The sequence below is a fragment of the Rhizobium tumorigenes genome (assembly GCF_003240565.2).
GTDB classification, from domain to species: domain Bacteria; phylum Pseudomonadota; class Alphaproteobacteria; order Rhizobiales; family Rhizobiaceae; genus Rhizobium; species Rhizobium tumorigenes.
In genome coordinates this window covers 460,743-477,364 of record NZ_CP117255.1, presented here as the reverse complement: position 1 = coordinate 477,364, position 16,622 = coordinate 460,743, and the positions used below count along the sequence as shown (strand labels likewise).

Annotated in this window: 17 protein-coding genes; 11 read left to right on the top strand and 6 right to left on the bottom strand. The window is 63.0% G+C overall.

From position 1 onward, the window contains the following. Nucleotide 1 precedes the first annotated feature (1 nt). Nucleotides 2-1,102 (top strand): 3,4-dihydroxy-2-butanone-4-phosphate synthase, encoded by a 1,101-nt coding sequence (ribB, locus tag PR017_RS02320; RefSeq protein ID WP_111217745.1) that lies wholly within the window; start codon nt 2-4, stop codon nt 1,100-1,102. A gap of 69 nt (nt 1,103-1,171) precedes the next feature. On the opposite strand, the gene PR017_RS02315 is transcribed toward ribB, so the two are convergent. Further along, nucleotides 1,172-2,362, bottom strand: a complete 1,191-nt coding sequence (locus PR017_RS02315) for a winged helix-turn-helix domain-containing protein (RefSeq protein WP_111217925.1) — start codon at nt 2,360-2,362, stop codon at nt 1,172-1,174. A 109-nt stretch (nt 2,363-2,471) separates the two neighbouring features. Here PR017_RS02315 and PR017_RS02310 point away from each other — a divergent pair, with 109 nt between their 5' ends. The 3 genes from PR017_RS02310 to PR017_RS02300 are packed head-to-tail and all read left to right on the top strand — an operon-like array spanning nt 2,472 to nt 4,344. Next, nucleotides 2,472-3,149 carry an energy-coupling factor ABC transporter ATP-binding protein gene (locus tag PR017_RS02310; protein WP_111217743.1) on the top strand — a complete coding sequence of 226 codons (678 nt, stop codon included), beginning with the start codon at nt 2,472-2,474 and terminating at the stop codon, nt 3,147-3,149. Continuing rightward, on the top strand, nt 3,149-3,751 hold the full coding sequence (locus tag PR017_RS02305) for an energy-coupling factor transporter transmembrane component T family protein (RefSeq protein WP_111217741.1): 603 nt from the start codon (nt 3,149-3,151) through the stop codon (nt 3,749-3,751). Before PR017_RS02310 ends, PR017_RS02305 begins: the two co-directional genes overlap by 1 nt. A 29-nt stretch (nt 3,752-3,780) precedes the next feature. After that, complete coding sequence (locus PR017_RS02300) at nt 3,781-4,344, top strand: biotin transporter BioY (RefSeq protein WP_111217739.1); 564 nt, start codon at nt 3,781-3,783, stop codon at nt 4,342-4,344. Here PR017_RS02300 and PR017_RS02295 read toward each other — a convergent pair whose 3' ends face one another. Then, nucleotides 4,345-4,746: an acyl-CoA thioesterase gene (locus PR017_RS02295; RefSeq protein ID WP_111217737.1), complete on the bottom strand. Its 402-nt coding sequence runs from the start codon at nt 4,744-4,746 to the stop codon at nt 4,345-4,347. Nucleotides 4,747-4,910: 164 nt separating this feature from the next. Between PR017_RS02295 and PR017_RS02290 the strand changes: the two genes are divergently transcribed. The 4 genes from PR017_RS02290 (at nt 4,911) to dxs (ending at nt 9,269) form a co-directional block, all read left to right on the top strand. After that, entirely contained in the window at nt 4,911-5,855 is a 945-nt protein-coding gene (locus tag PR017_RS02290; RefSeq protein WP_111217735.1) for a histone deacetylase family protein, read from the top strand. Nucleotides 5,856-5,857: 2 nt separating this feature from the next. Continuing rightward, nucleotides 5,858-6,109, top strand: coding sequence for an exodeoxyribonuclease VII small subunit (locus tag PR017_RS02285; RefSeq protein ID WP_111217733.1), 252 nt, complete (start codon nt 5,858-5,860; stop codon nt 6,107-6,109). Nucleotides 6,110-6,278: 169 nt separating this feature from the next. Further along, nucleotides 6,279-7,202 carry a pirin family protein gene (locus PR017_RS02280; RefSeq protein WP_111217731.1) on the top strand — a complete coding sequence of 308 codons (924 nt, stop codon included), beginning with the start codon at nt 6,279-6,281 and terminating at the stop codon, nt 7,200-7,202. Between the two features lie 150 nt (nt 7,203-7,352). Continuing rightward, the gene (dxs, locus tag PR017_RS02275; RefSeq protein ID WP_111217923.1) at nt 7,353-9,269 is read left to right on the top strand and encodes a 1-deoxy-D-xylulose-5-phosphate synthase; all 1,917 of its coding nucleotides are present in this window, start codon (nt 7,353-7,355) and stop codon (nt 9,267-9,269) included. A 20-nt stretch (nt 9,270-9,289) separates the two neighbouring features. Here dxs and PR017_RS02270 read toward each other — a convergent pair whose 3' ends face one another. Both PR017_RS02270 and PR017_RS02265 read right to left on the bottom strand, forming a co-directional pair. Next, nucleotides 9,290-9,628 carry an Atu4866 domain-containing protein gene (locus PR017_RS02270; RefSeq protein ID WP_425070012.1) on the bottom strand — a complete coding sequence of 113 codons (339 nt, stop codon included), beginning with the start codon at nt 9,626-9,628 and terminating at the stop codon, nt 9,290-9,292. Continuing rightward, nucleotides 9,561-10,292, bottom strand: a complete 732-nt coding sequence (locus PR017_RS02265; protein ID WP_111217727.1) for an SDR family oxidoreductase — start codon at nt 10,290-10,292, stop codon at nt 9,561-9,563. The genes PR017_RS02270 and PR017_RS02265 overlap by 68 nt, the downstream gene beginning before the upstream one ends. 167 nt (nt 10,293-10,459) lie before the next feature. Here PR017_RS02265 and PR017_RS02260 point away from each other — a divergent pair, with 167 nt between their 5' ends. Continuing rightward, on the top strand, nt 10,460-11,350 hold the full coding sequence (locus tag PR017_RS02260; protein WP_111217725.1) for an AraC family transcriptional regulator: 891 nt from the start codon (nt 10,460-10,462) through the stop codon (nt 11,348-11,350). A gap of 57 nt (nt 11,351-11,407) precedes the next feature. Here PR017_RS02260 and PR017_RS02255 read toward each other — a convergent pair whose 3' ends face one another. Beyond that, nucleotides 11,408-13,408 (bottom strand): methyl-accepting chemotaxis protein, encoded by a 2,001-nt coding sequence (locus tag PR017_RS02255; protein ID WP_111217723.1) that lies wholly within the window; start codon nt 13,406-13,408, stop codon nt 11,408-11,410. Nucleotides 13,409-13,838: 430 nt separating this feature from the next. On the opposite strand from PR017_RS02255, the gene PR017_RS02250 reads away from it, so the two are divergent. Together PR017_RS02250 and PR017_RS02245 are read left to right on the top strand one after the other, a co-directional pair. After that, nucleotides 13,839-14,594 (top strand): TlyA family RNA methyltransferase, encoded by a 756-nt coding sequence (locus PR017_RS02250; protein ID WP_111217721.1) that lies wholly within the window; start codon nt 13,839-13,841, stop codon nt 14,592-14,594. Beyond that, nucleotides 14,591-15,841 carry a class I SAM-dependent RNA methyltransferase gene (locus PR017_RS02245; RefSeq protein ID WP_111217719.1) on the top strand — a complete coding sequence of 417 codons (1,251 nt, stop codon included), beginning with the start codon at nt 14,591-14,593 and terminating at the stop codon, nt 15,839-15,841. The genes PR017_RS02250 and PR017_RS02245 overlap by 4 nt, the downstream gene beginning before the upstream one ends. Before the next feature lie 18 nt (nt 15,842-15,859). Here the strand turns inward: PR017_RS02245 and PR017_RS02240 are convergent, their stop codons facing one another. After that, nucleotides 15,860-16,612, bottom strand: a complete 753-nt coding sequence (locus PR017_RS02240) for a crotonase/enoyl-CoA hydratase family protein (protein ID WP_111217717.1) — start codon at nt 16,610-16,612, stop codon at nt 15,860-15,862. Nucleotides 16,613-16,622: the final 10 nt, after the last annotated feature.

Sequence of the window (16,622 nt, the reverse complement as noted above, 5' to 3'; positions counted from 1 at the left end):
CATGCCCTACGACCAGAAGCGCGTCGTCGATGCCATCAGAGCTTTCGAAGCCGGCGAAATCGTCGTCGTCATGGATGACGACGACCGCGAGAACGAAGGCGACCTGATCGTCGCCGCTGTCCACTGCACGCCGGAAAAGATGGCCTTCATCGTCCGTCATACCTCCGGTATCGTCTGCACGCCGATGCCGCGCGAGGAAGCAAAGCGGCTCAACCTCAACGCCATGGTGGCGGAAAACGACTCGGCCCACACCACCGCGTTCACCGTGTCCGTCGATTTCAAGCACGGCACGACGACGGGTATCTCGGCCGATGACCGCAACCTGACGGTCCGCAACCTCGCCAACCCGAATGTTGGCCCCGGAGATTTCGTCCGCCCCGGCCACATCTTCCCGCTGATCGCCCGCGAAGGCGGCGTGCTGATGCGCTCCGGCCATACGGAAGCTGCCGTCGATCTATGCCGGCTGGCGAACTTGCCACCCATCGGCGTCATCAGCGAACTCGTCAACGACGACGGCACCGTGATGCGTGGCCCGCAGGTGTCGACCTTTGCCGAAACCCATGGCTTCAAGTCGATCTCGGTCGCCGACCTCATCGCTTATCGCCAGCGCAAGGAAACGCTGATCGAACTCGGCTCTAGCTTCGACATCGAGACCGCCTTCGGAAAGGCGCGCGCCCACACCTATTCGCTGCCATGGGATACCATGCAGCATCTCGCCGTCGTGTTCGGAGATATCCGGGACGGCGTGGATGTGCCCGTGCGCCTGCATCCGGAGAATGTTGCCAGCGATGTCTTCGGCAAGGGCCGCCCGGTCGAGCACTATATGAAGAAGATCGCTGACGAGGGCCGCGGCATCATCGTCTACCTGCGCGAAGGCTCCGTCGGCGTCGGTCATCACGACAATGGCCGCAAGGCACGTCAAGATCGCGAGGCCCATGCCGAAGCCCAGACCCGCGACAGCGAATGGCTGGAAATCGGACTGGGCGCGCAGATCCTGAAAGATCTTGGCGTCACCTCGATCAAGCTGCTGACGACGCGCTCGCGCCACTATGTCGGGCTCGAAGGTTTCGGCATCAAGATCGCCCAAACCGAGATCTGCTGAGGTCACCTGACAAGACTGCGGCGCGCTTCTGCGCGCCCAGGCGTATGAGCAAGAGAGGGACGGACAGCGTCAGCCGCGCCAGCCGTCGAGCAGCACCACGCGCTCGACGCCGGTAAACCGGGCGATGCGCTCCAGTTCAGACGCGAGCTTTTCGAGCCGGCCGCTGGAGGCGCGCACGCCAGGCTCGAGCCATAGGCGCCTGACCTCCAGTGTACCGGCCTTGCGATCGGCCTTCATGTCGATGCGGCCGATCAGCCGGTCGCCTTCGAGCAGCGGAAAGACGTAGTAGCCATATTCGCGCTTGGCCTCTGGTACGAAGATCTCGATACGATAGAAGAAACCGAACAGGCGCTGCGTGCGATCACGGTCGCGAAGAGCCGGATCGAAGGGGCTGAGCACGCGCAGGCGGGCCGGCGGCTCCGGATGGTCGTTGAGGGTCTCTTCGAAACCGGCGAAAGCAACCGAAGGACGCGGCTTGCCGCCGAGCGCCGGTTCGATCAGCACCTCGCAGAGTTCCTGGCCGTGGGCATCGACCCAGGCCTTGGCCTCCTGGGGCGTCAGCAGGTTCCAGAAGGCGGCAATCTCGCCTGACGTGGCAAAGCCGAGGCGCTGCAGCGCGCTGCGGCAAGCCCAGTCGACGAAGGCCTCGTTGTCGACCTCTCCAGCCAGGAATTCGGCGGGGATGACGCGCTCGACGAGATCGTAGATCTTCTGGAAATTGCGGCGGCCAGCGATGGCGAACTTGCCGGTGCGCCAGTGATATTCCAGCGCCGTCTTGTTCGGATGCCAATTCCACCAGCCGCCCGAGACATGGCCGTCCGCCTTGATCTCGCGCGCCATGATCGCGCCGCCATTGGCGACACGCTCGTAAGTTTCCTCGAACGCAGCCTCGAACCCCTCGCCCCGCCACTTGCGCCAACGCTCGATGATCACGGCATCCTCGCGGCGAAACTTGTGCTTCCAGTAGACGAAGAAATCGCTCGGCAGGATGGATGCATCGTGGGTCCAGTGCTCGAACAGCGCACCGTCCTTTTCCAGAAGCTCCGTCAGGTGCTCGCGGCGATAGGTCTGGTTGCGGGAAAACAGGATCTGGTGATGAGCCCGCTCGACGGTGCCGATGCTGTCGACCTGGACGAAGCCGATGTCCTTGATCAGTTGCAGCAGCCCGGCTTTGTCGAGCGCGCGGTTGGGTGGCGTCGCCAGCCCCTGACGGGCCAGGAAGACGCGGCGGGCGTCGCTGTTTGAAATCAGAATCGTCATGCGAAGAGGATGGCCCTTTATCGGCGGCATATCAAACGGCAGCCTTCTATATTTGCCACCCCGCATTTACCGGCTATAGGACAGCGTCTCTGTTCCACGAGGGCCTACATTGGATATTCGCTTCGAGCAGGCGGGACTGCGGTTCGGCCAGCAGGTCGCGCTTCAGCCTTTCAGCGTGACGCTGATCGAGCGGCGCATCGGCATTATCGGCCTCAATGGCTCCGGCAAGAGCAGTTTCGCCCGGATGATCAACGGTCTCGCCAAGCCGACGACGGGCCGCGTGGTGGTCGATGGGCTCGATACCGCCGCCGATGCCAAGGCGGTGCTCGGCAAGGTGGGCTTCATCTTCCAGTCGCCGCAGAACCAGATCATCCTGCCGGTGGTGCGTGACGATATCGCGCTGGGCCTCAAAAATCGGGGGCTCGGCAAGCCGGAGATTGCGGCTGCCGTCGATGCCGTGCTCGACCGCCTTGACGCCCGGCACCTGGCCGACCGGCGCGCCCACGAGCTTTCCGGTGGCGAACTGCAGCTGGCGGCGCTTTGCTCGGTGCTGGTCACCGGGCCCGACATCCTGATCCTCGACGAGCCGACCAACCAGCTCGACCTCAGAAACCGTGGGCGGGTCGAGAGAATGATCGGCGAACTGCCGGAAAACGTCATCGTCATCAGCCACGACCTCGAACTGATCGAGAATTTCGAGCGCGTGCTGCTGTTCGACAAGGGACGGCTCGTCGCCGATGGATCGCCCGGCGACAGCATTGCGCTCTACCGGGAGATCGCCCGCTGATGCAATCGCTCTATGTCGATGCCGACAGCTGGATGCATCGCCTCTCCGCACGGCTGAAGCTGATCATGATGGCGTTGCTCGGTATCGCATTGTTTGCGACCGGTCACCTCGGCGTGCTGGGCGTGGCGCTGCTGACAAGTGCAACTCTCTATTTCACCTGCGGAATGAGATGGCGGGAGGCGCTGCAGCGCTTGCGGCCGGTGCTGCTGACGATTGCCTTCGTCAGCCTGTTCAGCCTGCTGTTCAATCCGTGGGAACAGGCACTGGTTACCATTCTCAGGCTGGTGACGCTGACGTTGTTTGCCGCCACGGTGACGGCGACGACCACCATTGCCGACTTCATGGACGAAATCACCTGGGCGGCGATGCCGCTTGAACGGACAGGGCTGGTGAAGGCTGCCGATATCGGTCTTGCGGTCGGTCTTGTGGTCCGCTTCGTGCCTGAGATCGTCGGTCGCTATGCGGCGATCCGGGAGGCGCATCAGGCGCGCGGGCTGACGATCCGGGTGCGGACAACGCTGGTGCCCCTGATCATTCTGACACTACGGGACGCAGACGCCATCGCCGCAGCGATTGACGCGCGCGGCATTCGGCGGCATTGAAAAAGTAACAGCTGATTTTGGAGCCCCCCATGAACACCCGCGACCTCGTCCTCTCCGCCCTTTTCGCAGCAATTATCGTGGCGCTCGGACTTCTGCCGCCCATTTCGCTCGGCGTCATTCCGGTGCCGATCACCGCGCAGTCGCTGGGCGTGATGATGGCCGGCGTCGTGCTGGGGGCCAAGCGGGGGGCAATCGCCGCGCTGATCGTCGTGCTGCTGGTGGCCATCGGCCTGCCGGTGCTGTCGGGCGGGCGTGGTGGCCTCGCGGTCTTCGTGGCACCGACAGCGGGCTTCCTCGTCGGGTGGATTTTCGCAGCGTTCGTGACCGGCATGCTCTCCGAGCGACTTGTCAAGGCTGAGCAATCGGGTATCGCCCAGGGCATCGGCTTCTTCATCGCCGCCGTCGCTGGCGGCGTGGTGGTGCTCTATGCCTTCGGGATCGCCTATCTCGCCATTGCCGCCAATATCGGCTTCAGCAAGGCCTTCTTCGGCTCGCTGGCCTTCGTGCCCGGCGATATCGTCAAGGCGGTCGTCGCAGCGCTGGTCGGTCGTGCAGTCATGGCCGGCTATCCGCTGCTGCCACAGAGGAACTGATCAATCGAGATATCTGTACAGCCAGTCGCGGGTGTCTTCCGGCAGTTGCGACGGCTCGTGCTCTTCGCCGCGGACGGCGAGCCAGAGGATTTCCACCTCGGCCGCCAGTTCGTTGCCCGCCTCGACCATCACCATGAAGCCGACCGACTTGCCGCCGATCTTGTTGACGGTCACCGAGAAGCGTGCAAACTCGTCGTATCTGAGCCCCCTGTGTAGCGAGCATGAGGCGCGGGTGGGGATGTATATCGGCTCGTCGCGGACTTCGGGACGCTCACGCCAGAAGTTCGACAGCGCGGTTTCCGCCTCCGAAATGTAGGAGGCCATGAACATCTGGCCGAACCTGTCGACATCGCGCGGTGGTACGCGCATTTCGGTGATGTCTGCTCGCTGGGCTCTACTCATTACACAACCTTGACGGACACGCTGTCCTTAATGAAAGCTTAAGCACCGCCTCGGCCGAAAGTAAACGGGCCTTGCCCGCTCGTGGTTAAGCGCATTTGTTGACATTGTGGTGATCGCTCCCATCTGCCGTGCTAGATGAGATGTTTCATAGTTAGGCTGACCGCATGGGCACACGTCTTTACGAACATCCGATTTTCCTGGAGCATATCACGCCTGACGGCCATCCGGAGCGATCCGACAGGCTGCGGTCGATTAACATCGCCCTGGAGCATCCCAATTTCGCCCGGTTGGAACGGCGCGATGCGCCGCAGGCGAACGAGGATGCCATCCTGCTGGCGCATCCGGAGGAGCACTTGGCCTTCGTCATGCGCTCAATTCCCGATGCTGAAGACGGCGAAGGCCAAATCAACCAGCTTGAGGCGGACACCTATGCCAGCCCGAAAAGCCTGCAGGCGGCGCTGACCGGGGTCGGCGGTGCCATGGCTGCGGTGGACGACGTGTTTACCGGGGCTGCCGACAATGTCTTCGTGGCATCGCGCCCGCCCGGCCACCATGCCGAGAAGAACAAGGCGATGGGGTTCTGTTTCTTCAACAACGCCGCCATTGCCGCGCGCCATGCGCAGCGGACCTACGGTGCCGAGCGCGTTGCCATCGTCGACTGGGACGTGCATCACGGCAACGGGACGCAGGACATCTTCTGGGACGACCCATCCGTGCTGTTCTGCTCGACGCACCAGATGCCGCTCTATCCGGGCTCCGGTGCCAAGACGGAAACCGGCGGCAAAGGCACCATCGTCAATGCGCCCCTGTCGCCAAACAGCGGCAGCGACCATTTCCGCGAGGCGTTCAAGTCGCGCGTGCTGCCAGCGCTCGACGACTTCCGGCCGGACCTCATCATCATCTCGGCCGGCTTCGATGCCCACCACCGCGATCCATTGGCGCAGATCAACCTGACTGGCGAGGATTTCGACTGGGCGACCGGGCGTGTTCTCGAAATGGCCGACAAGAGCGCCAAGAACCGGGTCGTCAGCCTGCTCGAAGGCGGATATGATCTGGAGGGGCTGGCCGAATCGGCGGGCCTGCATATTCTGCGTATGATGAAGGGTTGACGATGACTGACAGTGCCAAGCCGGATGTGTCCGACTACTCGTTCGAAAAGGCCGTTGCCGAACTCGAAAGCATTGTCGCGCGGCTGGAACGCGGCGACGTGGCGCTGAATGAATCCATCGAGATCTACGAGCGCGGCGAAGCCCTGAAGAAGCATTGCGAAGCGCTGTTATCGGCCGCTGAAAATCGCATAGAAAAAATCCGCCTGGACCGAGCCGGCAAGCCTGTCGGCGTCGAGCCGCTGGACAGCCAGTAACGCTTCCCACGATATCCCACCCGGCCTCCGCTAACGCAGCGCTGCAAATTGCAGATCTGTCGGCGAGCCCGAACACTGCCTTTTACGACAGGCGCGGTAAGTGCGGCAAAGTTCTGCTGGGCGTGCAACGGATGTGCGGGTAATCTGCCGTCACCGACAGGAGATCCCAATGTCCTTTTTCCCCGGCAAAGACCCTCTTCCCGGCGATGCCCGTGCCTCGAACGCCATTGAACAGCTGATCATTCCGCGTACGGCGGATATCGGCGGTTTTTCCGTGCGGCGGGCTCTGCCGACAAGCCGACGCCGACTGGTCGGGCCGTTCATATTTTTCGACCGGATGGGACCTGCCGTATTGCGGGCTGATCAGGCGATGGACGTCCGACCGCATCCCCATATCGGGCTGTCCACAGTGACCTACCTGTTCGATGGCGAAATCCGCCATCTCGACAGCCTCGGTACGGAGAAGATTGTCCGGCCCGGCGATCTCAACCTGATGACATCAGGCCGGGGCATCGTCCACTCCGAGCGGACGCCCGACAACCTGCGCGGCCACCCGCTGTCGATCTCGGGCGTACAAACCTGGCTCGCTTTGCCTGAAGACAAGGAAGAGATCGACCCTTCCTTCTCCCACACCGACAAGAGCGCCATGCCTGTCATCGACAGCGACGGCGCCACCGGGCGGGTGATCATCGGCAACTTCGACGGCCTGGCATCGCCGGTGAAGGTGTTTTCCGACACACTCTATGTCGATCTCGCGCTCGAACCCGGCCGTTCGTTTCCCTTTGGCGCCGACCACGAGGAGCGCGCCGTCTACATTCTGTCGGGCGCGCTGATGGTGGCTGGCGACCGTTTCGAGGCGGATCAACTGCTGGTCTTTCGCCCGGGAGACGCGATCACGTTGACGGCCACTGAAAAAGGCTGTCACCTGATGCTTTTCGGGGGTGCGGCACTCAGTTCGAAACGCTATATCTGGTGGAATTTCGTATCCTCCTCGAAGGAACGCATCGAACAGGCGAAGGAAGAGTGGCGCACCGGCCGCTTCGATATCGTCCCTGGCGACGAGGAAGAATTCATTCCACTGCCGGAAGGCTGATGAGGCCGCGGCCGGAAACTGACTAGGCCCATGCCCGAAGGCTGAAAGGGACCAACTTGCCGCAGCCCCTTGAAACGCCTTCTTTCGCAACGATCTATTTTGGGATATGGCGGGCCGCCCGTCCAAGAACATAAGAAGAGGCTCCAGCCTGTGACATCATCGCCAAAGACGCCGCTGCTGGATCAGGTCGACTTTCCCGCCGACCTCCGCAAGCTGGAAGACAGAGACATGCCGCAGCTTGCGCGCGAAGTGCGCGACGAGATGATCGACGCGGTGTCGCGCACCGGCGGCCATCTCGGTGCGGGCCTCGGGGTTGTCGAGTTGACGATTGCCATCCACAAGGTATTCGATACGCCGAACGACCGGCTGATCTTCGACGTCGGCCACCAGTGCTATCCCCACAAGATCCTCACCGGGCGCCGCGACCGTATCCGCACGTTGCGTCAGGAGGGCGGGTTGTCCGGCTTTACCCGCCGGGCGGAGAGCGAATACGATCCCTTCGGCGCGGCCCATTCCTCGACGTCGATCTCGGCCGGCCTCGGCATGGCGGTGGCAGCAGAACTCGACGACACTGCCCGTAAGGTTATCGCCATCATCGGCGATGGCGCGATGTCTGCCGGCATGGCCTACGAGGCGCTGAACAACGCCGGCGCGCTGGACGCACGGCTGATCGTCATCCTCAACGACAACGACATGTCCATCGCGCCGCCGACGGGCGCCATGAGTGCCTATCTGGCGCGTCTGGCCTCAGGCCGGACCTATATGGGCATGCGCGAAATCGGCAAGAAGTTGACCGCCTATCTCGGCAAGAACGTCGACCGCGCCATCACCCGCGCCGTCGAGCACGCGCGCGGTTACGTGACGGGTGGCACGATGTTCGAGGAGATGGGATTCTATCATATCGGCCCCATCGACGGGCATTCCTTCGAGCACCTGCTGCCGGTCTTGCGCAATGTCCGCGATAATGCGCAAGGGCCGGTGCTGATCCATGTCGTGACGCAGAAGGGCAAGGGCTATGCGCCAGCCGAAGCTGCTGCCGACAAGTATCACGGCGTCAACAAGTTCGACGTCATCACCGGGACGCAGGCCAAGGTGAAGCCGAACGCACCGAGCTATACCAGCGTCTTTGCCGACGCCCTCGTTCAGGAGGCAAAGCTCGACGACAAGATCGTCGGCATCACCGCCGCCATGCCGAACGGCACCGGCCTCGACAAGCTGGCGGAAATCTTTCCGAAGCGCTGTTTCGACGTCGGCATCGCCGAGCAGCATGCTGTGACCTTTGCTGCAGGTCTTGCCACCGAAGGCTTCAAGCCGTTTGCGGCGCTGTATTCGACCTTCCTGCAGCGGGCCTACGACCAAGTGGTGCACGATGTGGCGATCCAGGGGCTGCCTGTGCGCTTCCCCATCGACCGGGCCGGCTTCGTCGGCGCCGACGGGCCGACCCATGCCGGTTCGTTCGACACCACCTTCCTTGCGACCCTGCCCGGCTTCGTGGTCATGGCCGCGTCCGACGAGGCGGAGCTCAAGCATATGGTGCGCACTGCCGCCGCTTATGACGACGGTCCGATCTCGTTCCGCTACCCGCGCGGCGAAGGTGTCGGCATCGAATTGCCGGAGCGTGGGGAGATCCTCCAGATCGGCAAGGGCCGCATCGTCAAGCAGGGCTCGAAGGTGGCGCTGCTGTCGTTCGGCACGCGGCTGGCCGATAGCCTGCTGGCCGCCGAAGACCTCGATGCCGCCGGCCTGTCGACGACGGTCGCCGACGCCCGCTTTGCAAAACCGCTGGACCACGAGCTGATCCGCCAGCTGGCCCGCCATCACGAGGTGCTGATCCTCATCGAGGAAGGATCCGTCGGCGGCTTTGCAGGCCATGTGCTGCAGTTCCTCGCTACAGACGGCCTGCTCGATATCGGCCTGAAGATCCGCTCGCTCGTCATGCCCGACATCTGGATGGAGCAGGCCAAGCCCGAGGCGATGCTCGCCTATGCCGGCCTCGACCGCGCCAACATCGTCCAGACCGTCTTCAAGGCGCTCGGACGTCCGAATATCGCCGGCATCGCCGGCTGATATGGAAGGCGAGTGCTCCGTCAGCCGGTGCGGTAGAGCACCATCCCGGCGTGATGCAACACGCCGTCGATGAAATCGCCATCGGCCGTGAAGCCGGTATCGTCCCAGTATTCGATGTGGTTGCCGCTTACCTCGTAGCGGCCACAATAGGCGCTTTCGCGCCGTCCACGGGCTTCATCGTAGCGGTTGTCCGGGAGAAGACGGTGTCGGATGAGGCCATCCGCAGTCATCCACAAGCCGACATAGGGATGGGGCATTGTCCGGAGCTCCTTGTTTCCTGAAGGATCTGCGTCATGCGGCGGCCGTCGGGCGGACGACGATCTCGCTCGTGTCGACATCCCCGGGCTGGGCGATGACATGATGAATAGCCCGGGCGATGGCTTCAGGCTTCAACGCAATGCTGCGATAGGCGACCATGGCTTCGGCCGTGGCTGGGTCGGTTATCGCATCCGCCAGTTCCGACTCGACAACGCCCGGATAGACGCAGGTGACGCGCAGCTTGGTGTTTTCCTGCCGCAGGCCGTCGGAAATGGCCCTGATGGCATATTTCGTGGCGCAATAGACGGCGGCTGTCGGCGACACGGCGAGCCCACCGATGGACGAGACATTGATGATCTGCCCTGTCTCCTGCCGGTTCATGATCGGCAGCACGGCGGCGATACCATATAGGACGCCCTTGATGTTGACATCGATCATACGGTCCCATTCCTCAACCTTAAGCAACGCCATCGGCGACAGTGGCATGATCCCGGCATTGTTGACGAGCACGTCGACACGACCGAATGCGTCCATGGCGGCGGCCACGAAAGCGTCCATGTTCCTTCGACTGGTGACATCGAGAGCCTGTGAAAGCACGGTTCCACCGCTGGCTTCGATCTCTGTCTTCAGCGCGTCGAGCCGGTCCTTGCGCCTTGCGCCGATAACGACGCGTGCGCCCGCTGCTGCGAGTTCTATGGCCACGGCTGCGCCGATGCCGCTGCTTGCGCCGGTGATCAGAACCACCTTGTCCCTGATGCCTGTCATTCGAATGTCCTTCCAGCAATGAGACGGCGGAATTGCCGTCTTCGCTGGCCACAAACTGACTTCAATACCAAGATGGCGGTAGATAGCTTTTCCGAATTTCTTGCACGATCCTCCGAAAGCGTCCCCATGGTCTTGGCAACAAGCTTTCGCCGGGACAGAGTGCGACGATGGAGAGCATTGCCGAACTCGCAGGATTGATCGACCGCCACGCACCGGAAGACGGCAGCTACGATACTGCTATCCCCCGGGTCGGGCTGATCCGCTCTTCGGCCGAAACGAAGCCCGTCCACACGCTCTATCGACCCTCCTGCTGCATAGTCGCCCAAGGTCGCAAACGGGCCGTGATCGGCGAGATCAGTCTTGTCTACGACGCGGCGCATTATCTGGTCGTCGGCATCGATCTGCCCGTCATCGGCGCCGTTATCGAGGCCAGCGCCTGCGAACCGTATCTCTGTTTCAAGCTCGAGTTCGACGCCATCATCCTCACCGAGATGGTGTCGATGACACCGGCGCGTGCCGACAGTGTCACGGCGGCACGCCTTAGCGCCACGACGCCGAAGCTCATCGATGCTGCCGCGAGGATGCTGATGCTGCTGGACGAACCGGAGGAAGCGGCGGCGCTGGCACCGCTCGTCGAACGGGAAATCCTCTATCGCCTCCTGAGCGGGCCGCAGGGCGCCATGCTGCGGCAGATTGCCAATGGCGAAAGCCGCCTCAACCAGATCGGCCGCGCTATCGACTACATCTGCCGGAACTTTCAAGCACCGTTCGCGATCCAGGATCTCGCGAATATCGCCGGCATGAGCCCGTCGTCTTTCTACGAGCATTTTCGAACGACGACGGAGATGAGCCCGCTGCAATTCCGGACGCAGATCCGTCTTCAGGAGGCACGGCGGCTGATGATGATCGAAGGACTGACGGCAGCGGAAGCTGGCTTTCGGGTGGGCTACGACAGCCCATCGCAATTCAGCCGCGACTATCGCCGCACCCATCGGGAGACGCCCCGGCGCGACGTGGCACGGATGCGCGGCACCGCCACACCCGCCGCGCCAAACTAGAAAGGGCGATGCTGCTGCACCGCCCTTTTCGTTGAACTCGGATTTATCAGCCAGTTCTCAGAATTCTTCCCAGTTTTCCTGGGCCGGGGCGCTGGCGGGGGATGGCTTGCCGCCGCTGAAGGCTTTGGCGAGGGTCTGGCCAAGGGCCCGTGCCGGCGAGGTTACCGCGCGGGTGCGGTCTGTGGCGGCGGTAATTCTGGACGCAGCGGGCCGGGGTGCCATTGCAGGCTTCGGGGCGAAGGCGGCGGGCTTCGATATCTGTGGCAGACGACCCCTGCTCAGCTTAAACTGGCGCAGGAGGTCGTCGAGGGCGCTGGCTTCGCTTGCGAGCGAATGGCTTGCAGCCGTCTGCTCCTCGACCATGGCCGCGTTCTGCTGGGTGCCCTGGTCCATGGCGTTGACGGCGAGGTTGATCTCCTGAAGGCCGGTCGACTGTTCGCGGGTCGAGATGACGATCGCGGCGATGTTCTGGTTGATCTCGCGGACTTCGGAAACGATCGCCTCCAGCGCCTTGCCGGTTTCTCCGACGAGCGCAACGCCGGCGTTGACCTGCGTGCCCGACGTGTTGATCAGCGCCTTGATCTCCTTGGCAGCTTTTGCCGAGCGCTGGGCGAGTTCGCGGACTTCCTGGGCGACGACGGCAAAGCCCTTGCCAGCCTCGCCGGCACGCGCAGCCTCGACACCGGCGTTGAGAGCCAGAAGGTTGGTCTGGAAGGCAATGTCATCGATGACGCTGATGATGTTGCTGATTTCGCCCGATGATTTTTCGATTTCGTGCATCGCCGAAACCGCCTTGCGGACGACGTCGCCGGAGCGCTCGGCGCCAAGGCGGGCGCGCTCGACGAGATGGCCGACGTCTTCGGCGCGCTTGGCGGAGTCGCGCACGGTCGTCACCACCTGCTCCAGCGCTGCGGCCGTCTCCTCTACCGAGGCTGCCTGCTGCTCGGTACGGCGCGCAAGGTCATCGGCGGCGGTCCGGATCTCGTCGGCACCGGCACTGATGGCCGAGGCATTGTCGCCGACCGACTGCAGCGTCACGTCGAGCTTTTCAGCGGCATTGTTGAAGTCGATGCGGACGCTGTCGAATTGCGGGGCGAAGACCTGCTCGAGGCGGGCAGCGACATCGCCGCTTGCCAATGTCGACAGGCCGGCGGCCAGCGCGTCCATTGCGAAACGCAGTTCTGCCTCTTCGCGGGCCTTCTGGTCGTCGTCCATGTGGCGGCGGCGCTCGGCGTCGCTGCGCATGCGCTCGGTTTCGCCGGAAAGACGCAGCTTCTCGATTGCGGCGTCCTTGAACACCAGCACCGCTTCGGCCATCCGGCCAACCTCGTCGCCGCGTCCGGAGCCAGGGACCTCGACGTTATTGTCGCCGCCGGCCAGCCGACCCATGGCCGCCGTCATGCCGACGATGGGCTTGACGATGGTGCGCGACAGGAGAAAGGCGAGGATAGCGGCAGCAAGCGAGGCAACGATACCGCCGAGGATCAGCGTCCAGCTCAGGTCGCTGTTGGCTTTCGCCTGCGTCGCGGCCAGTACATCGGCCTGGGTGCGGGCAATCTGCTTGACCTTGGCTGCGGCATCGCGGAAACCGTCCAGCTGGCCCTTGGCTTCATTGACACCGATCTTGACGATCTGGTCGACCGGCATCTCGGTTTCCTTGCGGGCCTTCGCCTGGGGCTCGGCCAGCTGATGGAAATAGAGGTCTGCCGTCTTCTGCATGGTATCGAGGGCCTGCTGCATATCGGCATGGCCGCCGGCGGCATCCTTGGCAGCCGTGATGCTTTTCAGCATGCGCTCCCGGTTGGCGAAGAGATCGCCATAGGTGCTGTTGCTGCGGAACAGCAGAAAGCCGCGCAGATTGACCGCCTGCTCCAGCATGGCCTGCAGGGAGTCGTCGACGAGGTTGACGAATTTCTGTGACTGCGCCTGTTCGATGGCGGCTGCGGCCGAGACGCGTGCCTTCGAATAGACGAAGGCCGAGACGGAAACGAAAAGCAGAATGAGCGCGACGAAAGTAATCGCCAGCTTGCCATTCAGGGAAAGATTTTTAACAGACATCGCCAAGCGCCTCCTGAGCGCTGTCCTCGGAGAACATCCCTCGCTGCGCCCTGGGACACGACGAAAGGTCAAATTGATGAAACATGATCGGATAGGCGCGACCTGGCAGATGCCATCATGGCGGGCTTGGCCCTTAAGAGACCATCGCATTGGCCGCAACGTTAACGCTCATAGCTTTCCAATCGTTTAACTTCGGTTGCGCACCGGTTGCGCCGCAGCACGATCCCCGAGCATTCCGGCAGACACGAAAGCCATCGCGGTCATTGGGGAGGTCGTCGCCCGGACTTCGTGATGCCTGCGCCTATATCCCCTGCCGGTCAGTTCGTGACGCAAGCGGATTCCAGGCCGGCAGGCGTTGCAAACAGGCTGAGATCGGCTTGAGACATATAAAAAGCTTGCAACTGAGGGCATTGGCGGTCATGGACAGGCCATGTCAGAACAATTCCCTCCCCAGCACCGTCTCGATCAGCTTGTCCTGTCGCGAGGCCTCGTGGCCAGCCGGTCGCGCGCCCGTGACGCCATCCAGCGCGGCACCGTCAAGGTCGACGGCAAGGTCATCACCAAGGCAAGCATGACGTTTGCCGACGATGTCGTGCTCGAAATCGACGATCCCGCACAGGACTACGTTTCGCGCGCGGCGCTGAAGCTGGTCGCGGCGCTCGACCATTTCAAGCTCGATCCGGCCGGTCACGACTGTCTGGACGTCGGCGCATCCGCCGGCGGCTTCACCGAAGTGCTGCTTCAGCGCGGCGCCGCACATGTCACATCCATTGATGTCGGCCACGGCCAGATCCATCCGCGCGTCGCCGGCGACGAGCGCGTCACCAGCATCGAGGGCCTTAACGCCCGCTACCTGACATCGGACGATATCGACAATCGCGCCATTACCTTCATCGTTTCGGATGTATCGTTCATCTCGCTGAAGCTGGCGCTGGTGCCGGCCCTCGAGCTTACCGAAGCCGGCGCCTTCTGCGTGCTGCTGGTCAAGCCGCAGTTCGAGGCCGGGCGCGAAGCTGTCAGCAAGGCGGGCCTTTTGAAACTGCCGGAAACGGCGCCCGATGTGGCGGCCGACCTCGAGCGCTGGCTGGTGGACGAAATGGGCTGGGAAACGCTTGGCCTTATCCCCTCGCCGATTGCCGGCGGCGACGGAAATCACGAATTCCTATTGGCGGGACGCAAGCCATGAGCGCCGAAACAGTTACCATCAACAAGCTTGGCGGCCAGGGCGATGGTATCGCCCATGATGCCAACGGCCCGATCTTCGTGCCCTTCACCCTGCCCGGCGAGAGCGTCGCGATTGCCCGGATCAAGGACAAGGGCACGTTGATGTCGGTCCTCAAGGCGTCGCCCGACCGGCAGGAGCCGCCGTGCCGGCACTTCGGTCCCGATGGCATCAACGGCACCTGCGGTGGCTGCACGCTGCAGCACTACGCCGATGTGCCATACCGGGCGTTCAAGCGGCAGCTGGTAATCGACGCGTTGAAATCGAAGGGCCTGACGCCTGAGGTCGACGACCTCGTGGCGGCCCATCCGGGCCAGCGCCGGCGCGTTGTGTTTGCCGCACGCCGCACCGAGAAGGACGTGCTGATCGGCTTCAACCAGGCTGACAGCCATCACATTGTCGCCATCGAGGAATGTCCCATCTCGTCACCGGATATCGTCGGCAAGCTGCCGGCGATCCGCATGGTGGCAAAGGCGCTGTCGATCAACGCAGAAGCTTTCCGCATCAGCGTGCTGGAAACGCCGGCCGGCCTCGACATCTCCGTCGACGGCATCAAGGCGCTCTCGGACGAGCAGCGCCGCGCCGCCATCGAAACCATCCTGTCGCTTCGCGGCATCGCCCGCATTTCGCTGAACGACGAGATCATCCTCGAGAAGACCAAGCCGATGATCGATTTCAGCGGCGTGCAGGTCTCGCCACCGCCCGGTGCATTCACCCAGGCGACCAAGCAGGCCGAAGACGTCATGGCCGATCTGGTTGTCGCCCATATCGGCAAGGCCAAGCGCATCGTCGATCTGTTCGCCGGCTCCGGCACCTTTGCGCTGCGGCTTGCCCGTCTCGGCCGCGTCCATGCCGCCGAATCCGACGGCAAGGCGCTGGCGGCACTCGATCTTGCCGCCCGCACCACGCAGGGCCTGAAGCCCGTCAGCACGGAGCGTCGCGACCTGTTCCGCCGGCCGCTGATGACGGCGGAGTTCAAATATATTGACGCCGTCGTCTTCGATCCGCCGCGCGCGGGCGCCGAAGCGCAGGTCAAGGAACTGGCGCGTTCAGCGGTCAAGAAGATCGTCGCGGTATCCTGCAATCCCCTGACCCTTGCGCGCGACCTCGCCATCCTCGTCGAGGCCGGCTATCGCATCACCAAGGTGACACCGATCGACCAGTTCCTCTGGACATCCCACGTCGAAGTGGTGGTCTCGCTCGAGAAGTAAGCGAGATTTCGTCCTAACTCAGCGTTTGAAGAAGCCTTCGAACGCGGCGCGGGCTTCTGCGGTGCGCAGTTGCGCTTCGAAATGGCCCGCCTCCTCTGCAATCCGCGCCGTGATATCCTGCTGATGGCCGCGCAGCAGGTCGCGGGCGATTTTCAGGGCGCCAGGCGGCTTGGCGGCCAGTTTTGCGGCGACCGCCAGAGTCTCCTCCTCAAGAGCTTCCTCTGTCGTCACCTTCCAGATCAACCCGTCGCGCCGCGCCTCCTCGGCCGTCAGCGGTTCTCCGGCGGCCAGCAGCGCGAAGGCATGCTGGTAGCCCATCAGCCGTGGCGCGATGAGGCTGGAAGCAGCCTCCGGCACCAGCGCCAGATCGACGAAGGGCGTGCGGAACAGGCTGCGTCCGGATGCCAGTGTCAGGTCGCAATGCATGTGGATGGTCGTGCCTATGCCGATGGCCATACCGTCGACGCCAGAAACCAGCGGCTTGTCGAAGCCGGCGAGCGCATTGAGGAAATCGAGAACCTCCGTGCCCATCGCTCCGCCCATGGCAAAAGCCAGGAAGTCGGACATGTCGTTGCCGGCGGAAAAGCAGCCGGGTTGGCCGAGAAAGACGACGACGTGAACGCTTGTATCCGCGCTCGCCGCCTGCAGGGCCTCGGTCATGGCGGTATACATGGCGCGGGTGATGGCGTTCTTCTTTTCCGGCCGGTTGAACCGCAGCACCCTAACATGCGGCATGGCTTCCGGGGTTTCGATCAGGATATGGTCCGTCATGAATGGCTCC

What these genes read in the sequence shown, in the direction of transcription:
- PR017_RS02260 (WP_111217725.1), top strand. Translation starts at nt 10,460, where the DNA reads ATGGAGAGCATTGCCGAACTCGCAGGATTGATCGACCGCCACGCACCG.
- PR017_RS02255 (WP_111217723.1), bottom strand. Translation starts at nt 13,408, where the DNA reads ATGTCTGTTAAAAATCTTTCCCTGAATGGCAAGCTGGCGATTACTTTC.
- PR017_RS02290 (WP_111217735.1), top strand. Translation starts at nt 4,911, where the DNA reads ATGGGCACACGTCTTTACGAACATCCGATTTTCCTGGAGCATATCACG.
- PR017_RS02305 (WP_111217741.1), top strand. Translation starts at nt 3,149, where the DNA reads ATGCAATCGCTCTATGTCGATGCCGACAGCTGGATGCATCGCCTCTCC.
- PR017_RS02240 (WP_111217717.1), bottom strand. Translation starts at nt 16,612, where the DNA reads ATGACGGACCATATCCTGATCGAAACCCCGGAAGCCATGCCGCATGTT.
- ribB (WP_111217745.1), top strand. Translation starts at nt 2, where the DNA reads ATGCCCTACGACCAGAAGCGCGTCGTCGATGCCATCAGAGCTTTCGAA.
- PR017_RS02245 (WP_111217719.1), top strand. Translation starts at nt 14,591, where the DNA reads ATGAGCGCCGAAACAGTTACCATCAACAAGCTTGGCGGCCAGGGCGAT.
- PR017_RS02250 (WP_111217721.1), top strand. Translation starts at nt 13,839, where the DNA reads ATGTCAGAACAATTCCCTCCCCAGCACCGTCTCGATCAGCTTGTCCTG.
- PR017_RS02315 (WP_111217925.1), bottom strand. Translation starts at nt 2,362, where the DNA reads ATGACGATTCTGATTTCAAACAGCGACGCCCGCCGCGTCTTCCTGGCC.
- PR017_RS02280 (WP_111217731.1), top strand. Translation starts at nt 6,279, where the DNA reads ATGTCCTTTTTCCCCGGCAAAGACCCTCTTCCCGGCGATGCCCGTGCC.
- PR017_RS02270 (WP_425070012.1), bottom strand. Translation starts at nt 9,628, where the DNA reads ATGTCATCGCCCAGCCCGGGGATGTCGACACGAGCGAGATCGTCGTCC.
- PR017_RS02300 (WP_111217739.1), top strand. Translation starts at nt 3,781, where the DNA reads ATGAACACCCGCGACCTCGTCCTCTCCGCCCTTTTCGCAGCAATTATC.
- PR017_RS02295 (WP_111217737.1), bottom strand. Translation starts at nt 4,746, where the DNA reads ATGAGTAGAGCCCAGCGAGCAGACATCACCGAAATGCGCGTACCACCG.
- PR017_RS02285 (WP_111217733.1), top strand. Translation starts at nt 5,858, where the DNA reads ATGACTGACAGTGCCAAGCCGGATGTGTCCGACTACTCGTTCGAAAAG.
- PR017_RS02265 (WP_111217727.1), bottom strand. Translation starts at nt 10,292, where the DNA reads ATGACAGGCATCAGGGACAAGGTGGTTCTGATCACCGGCGCAAGCAGC.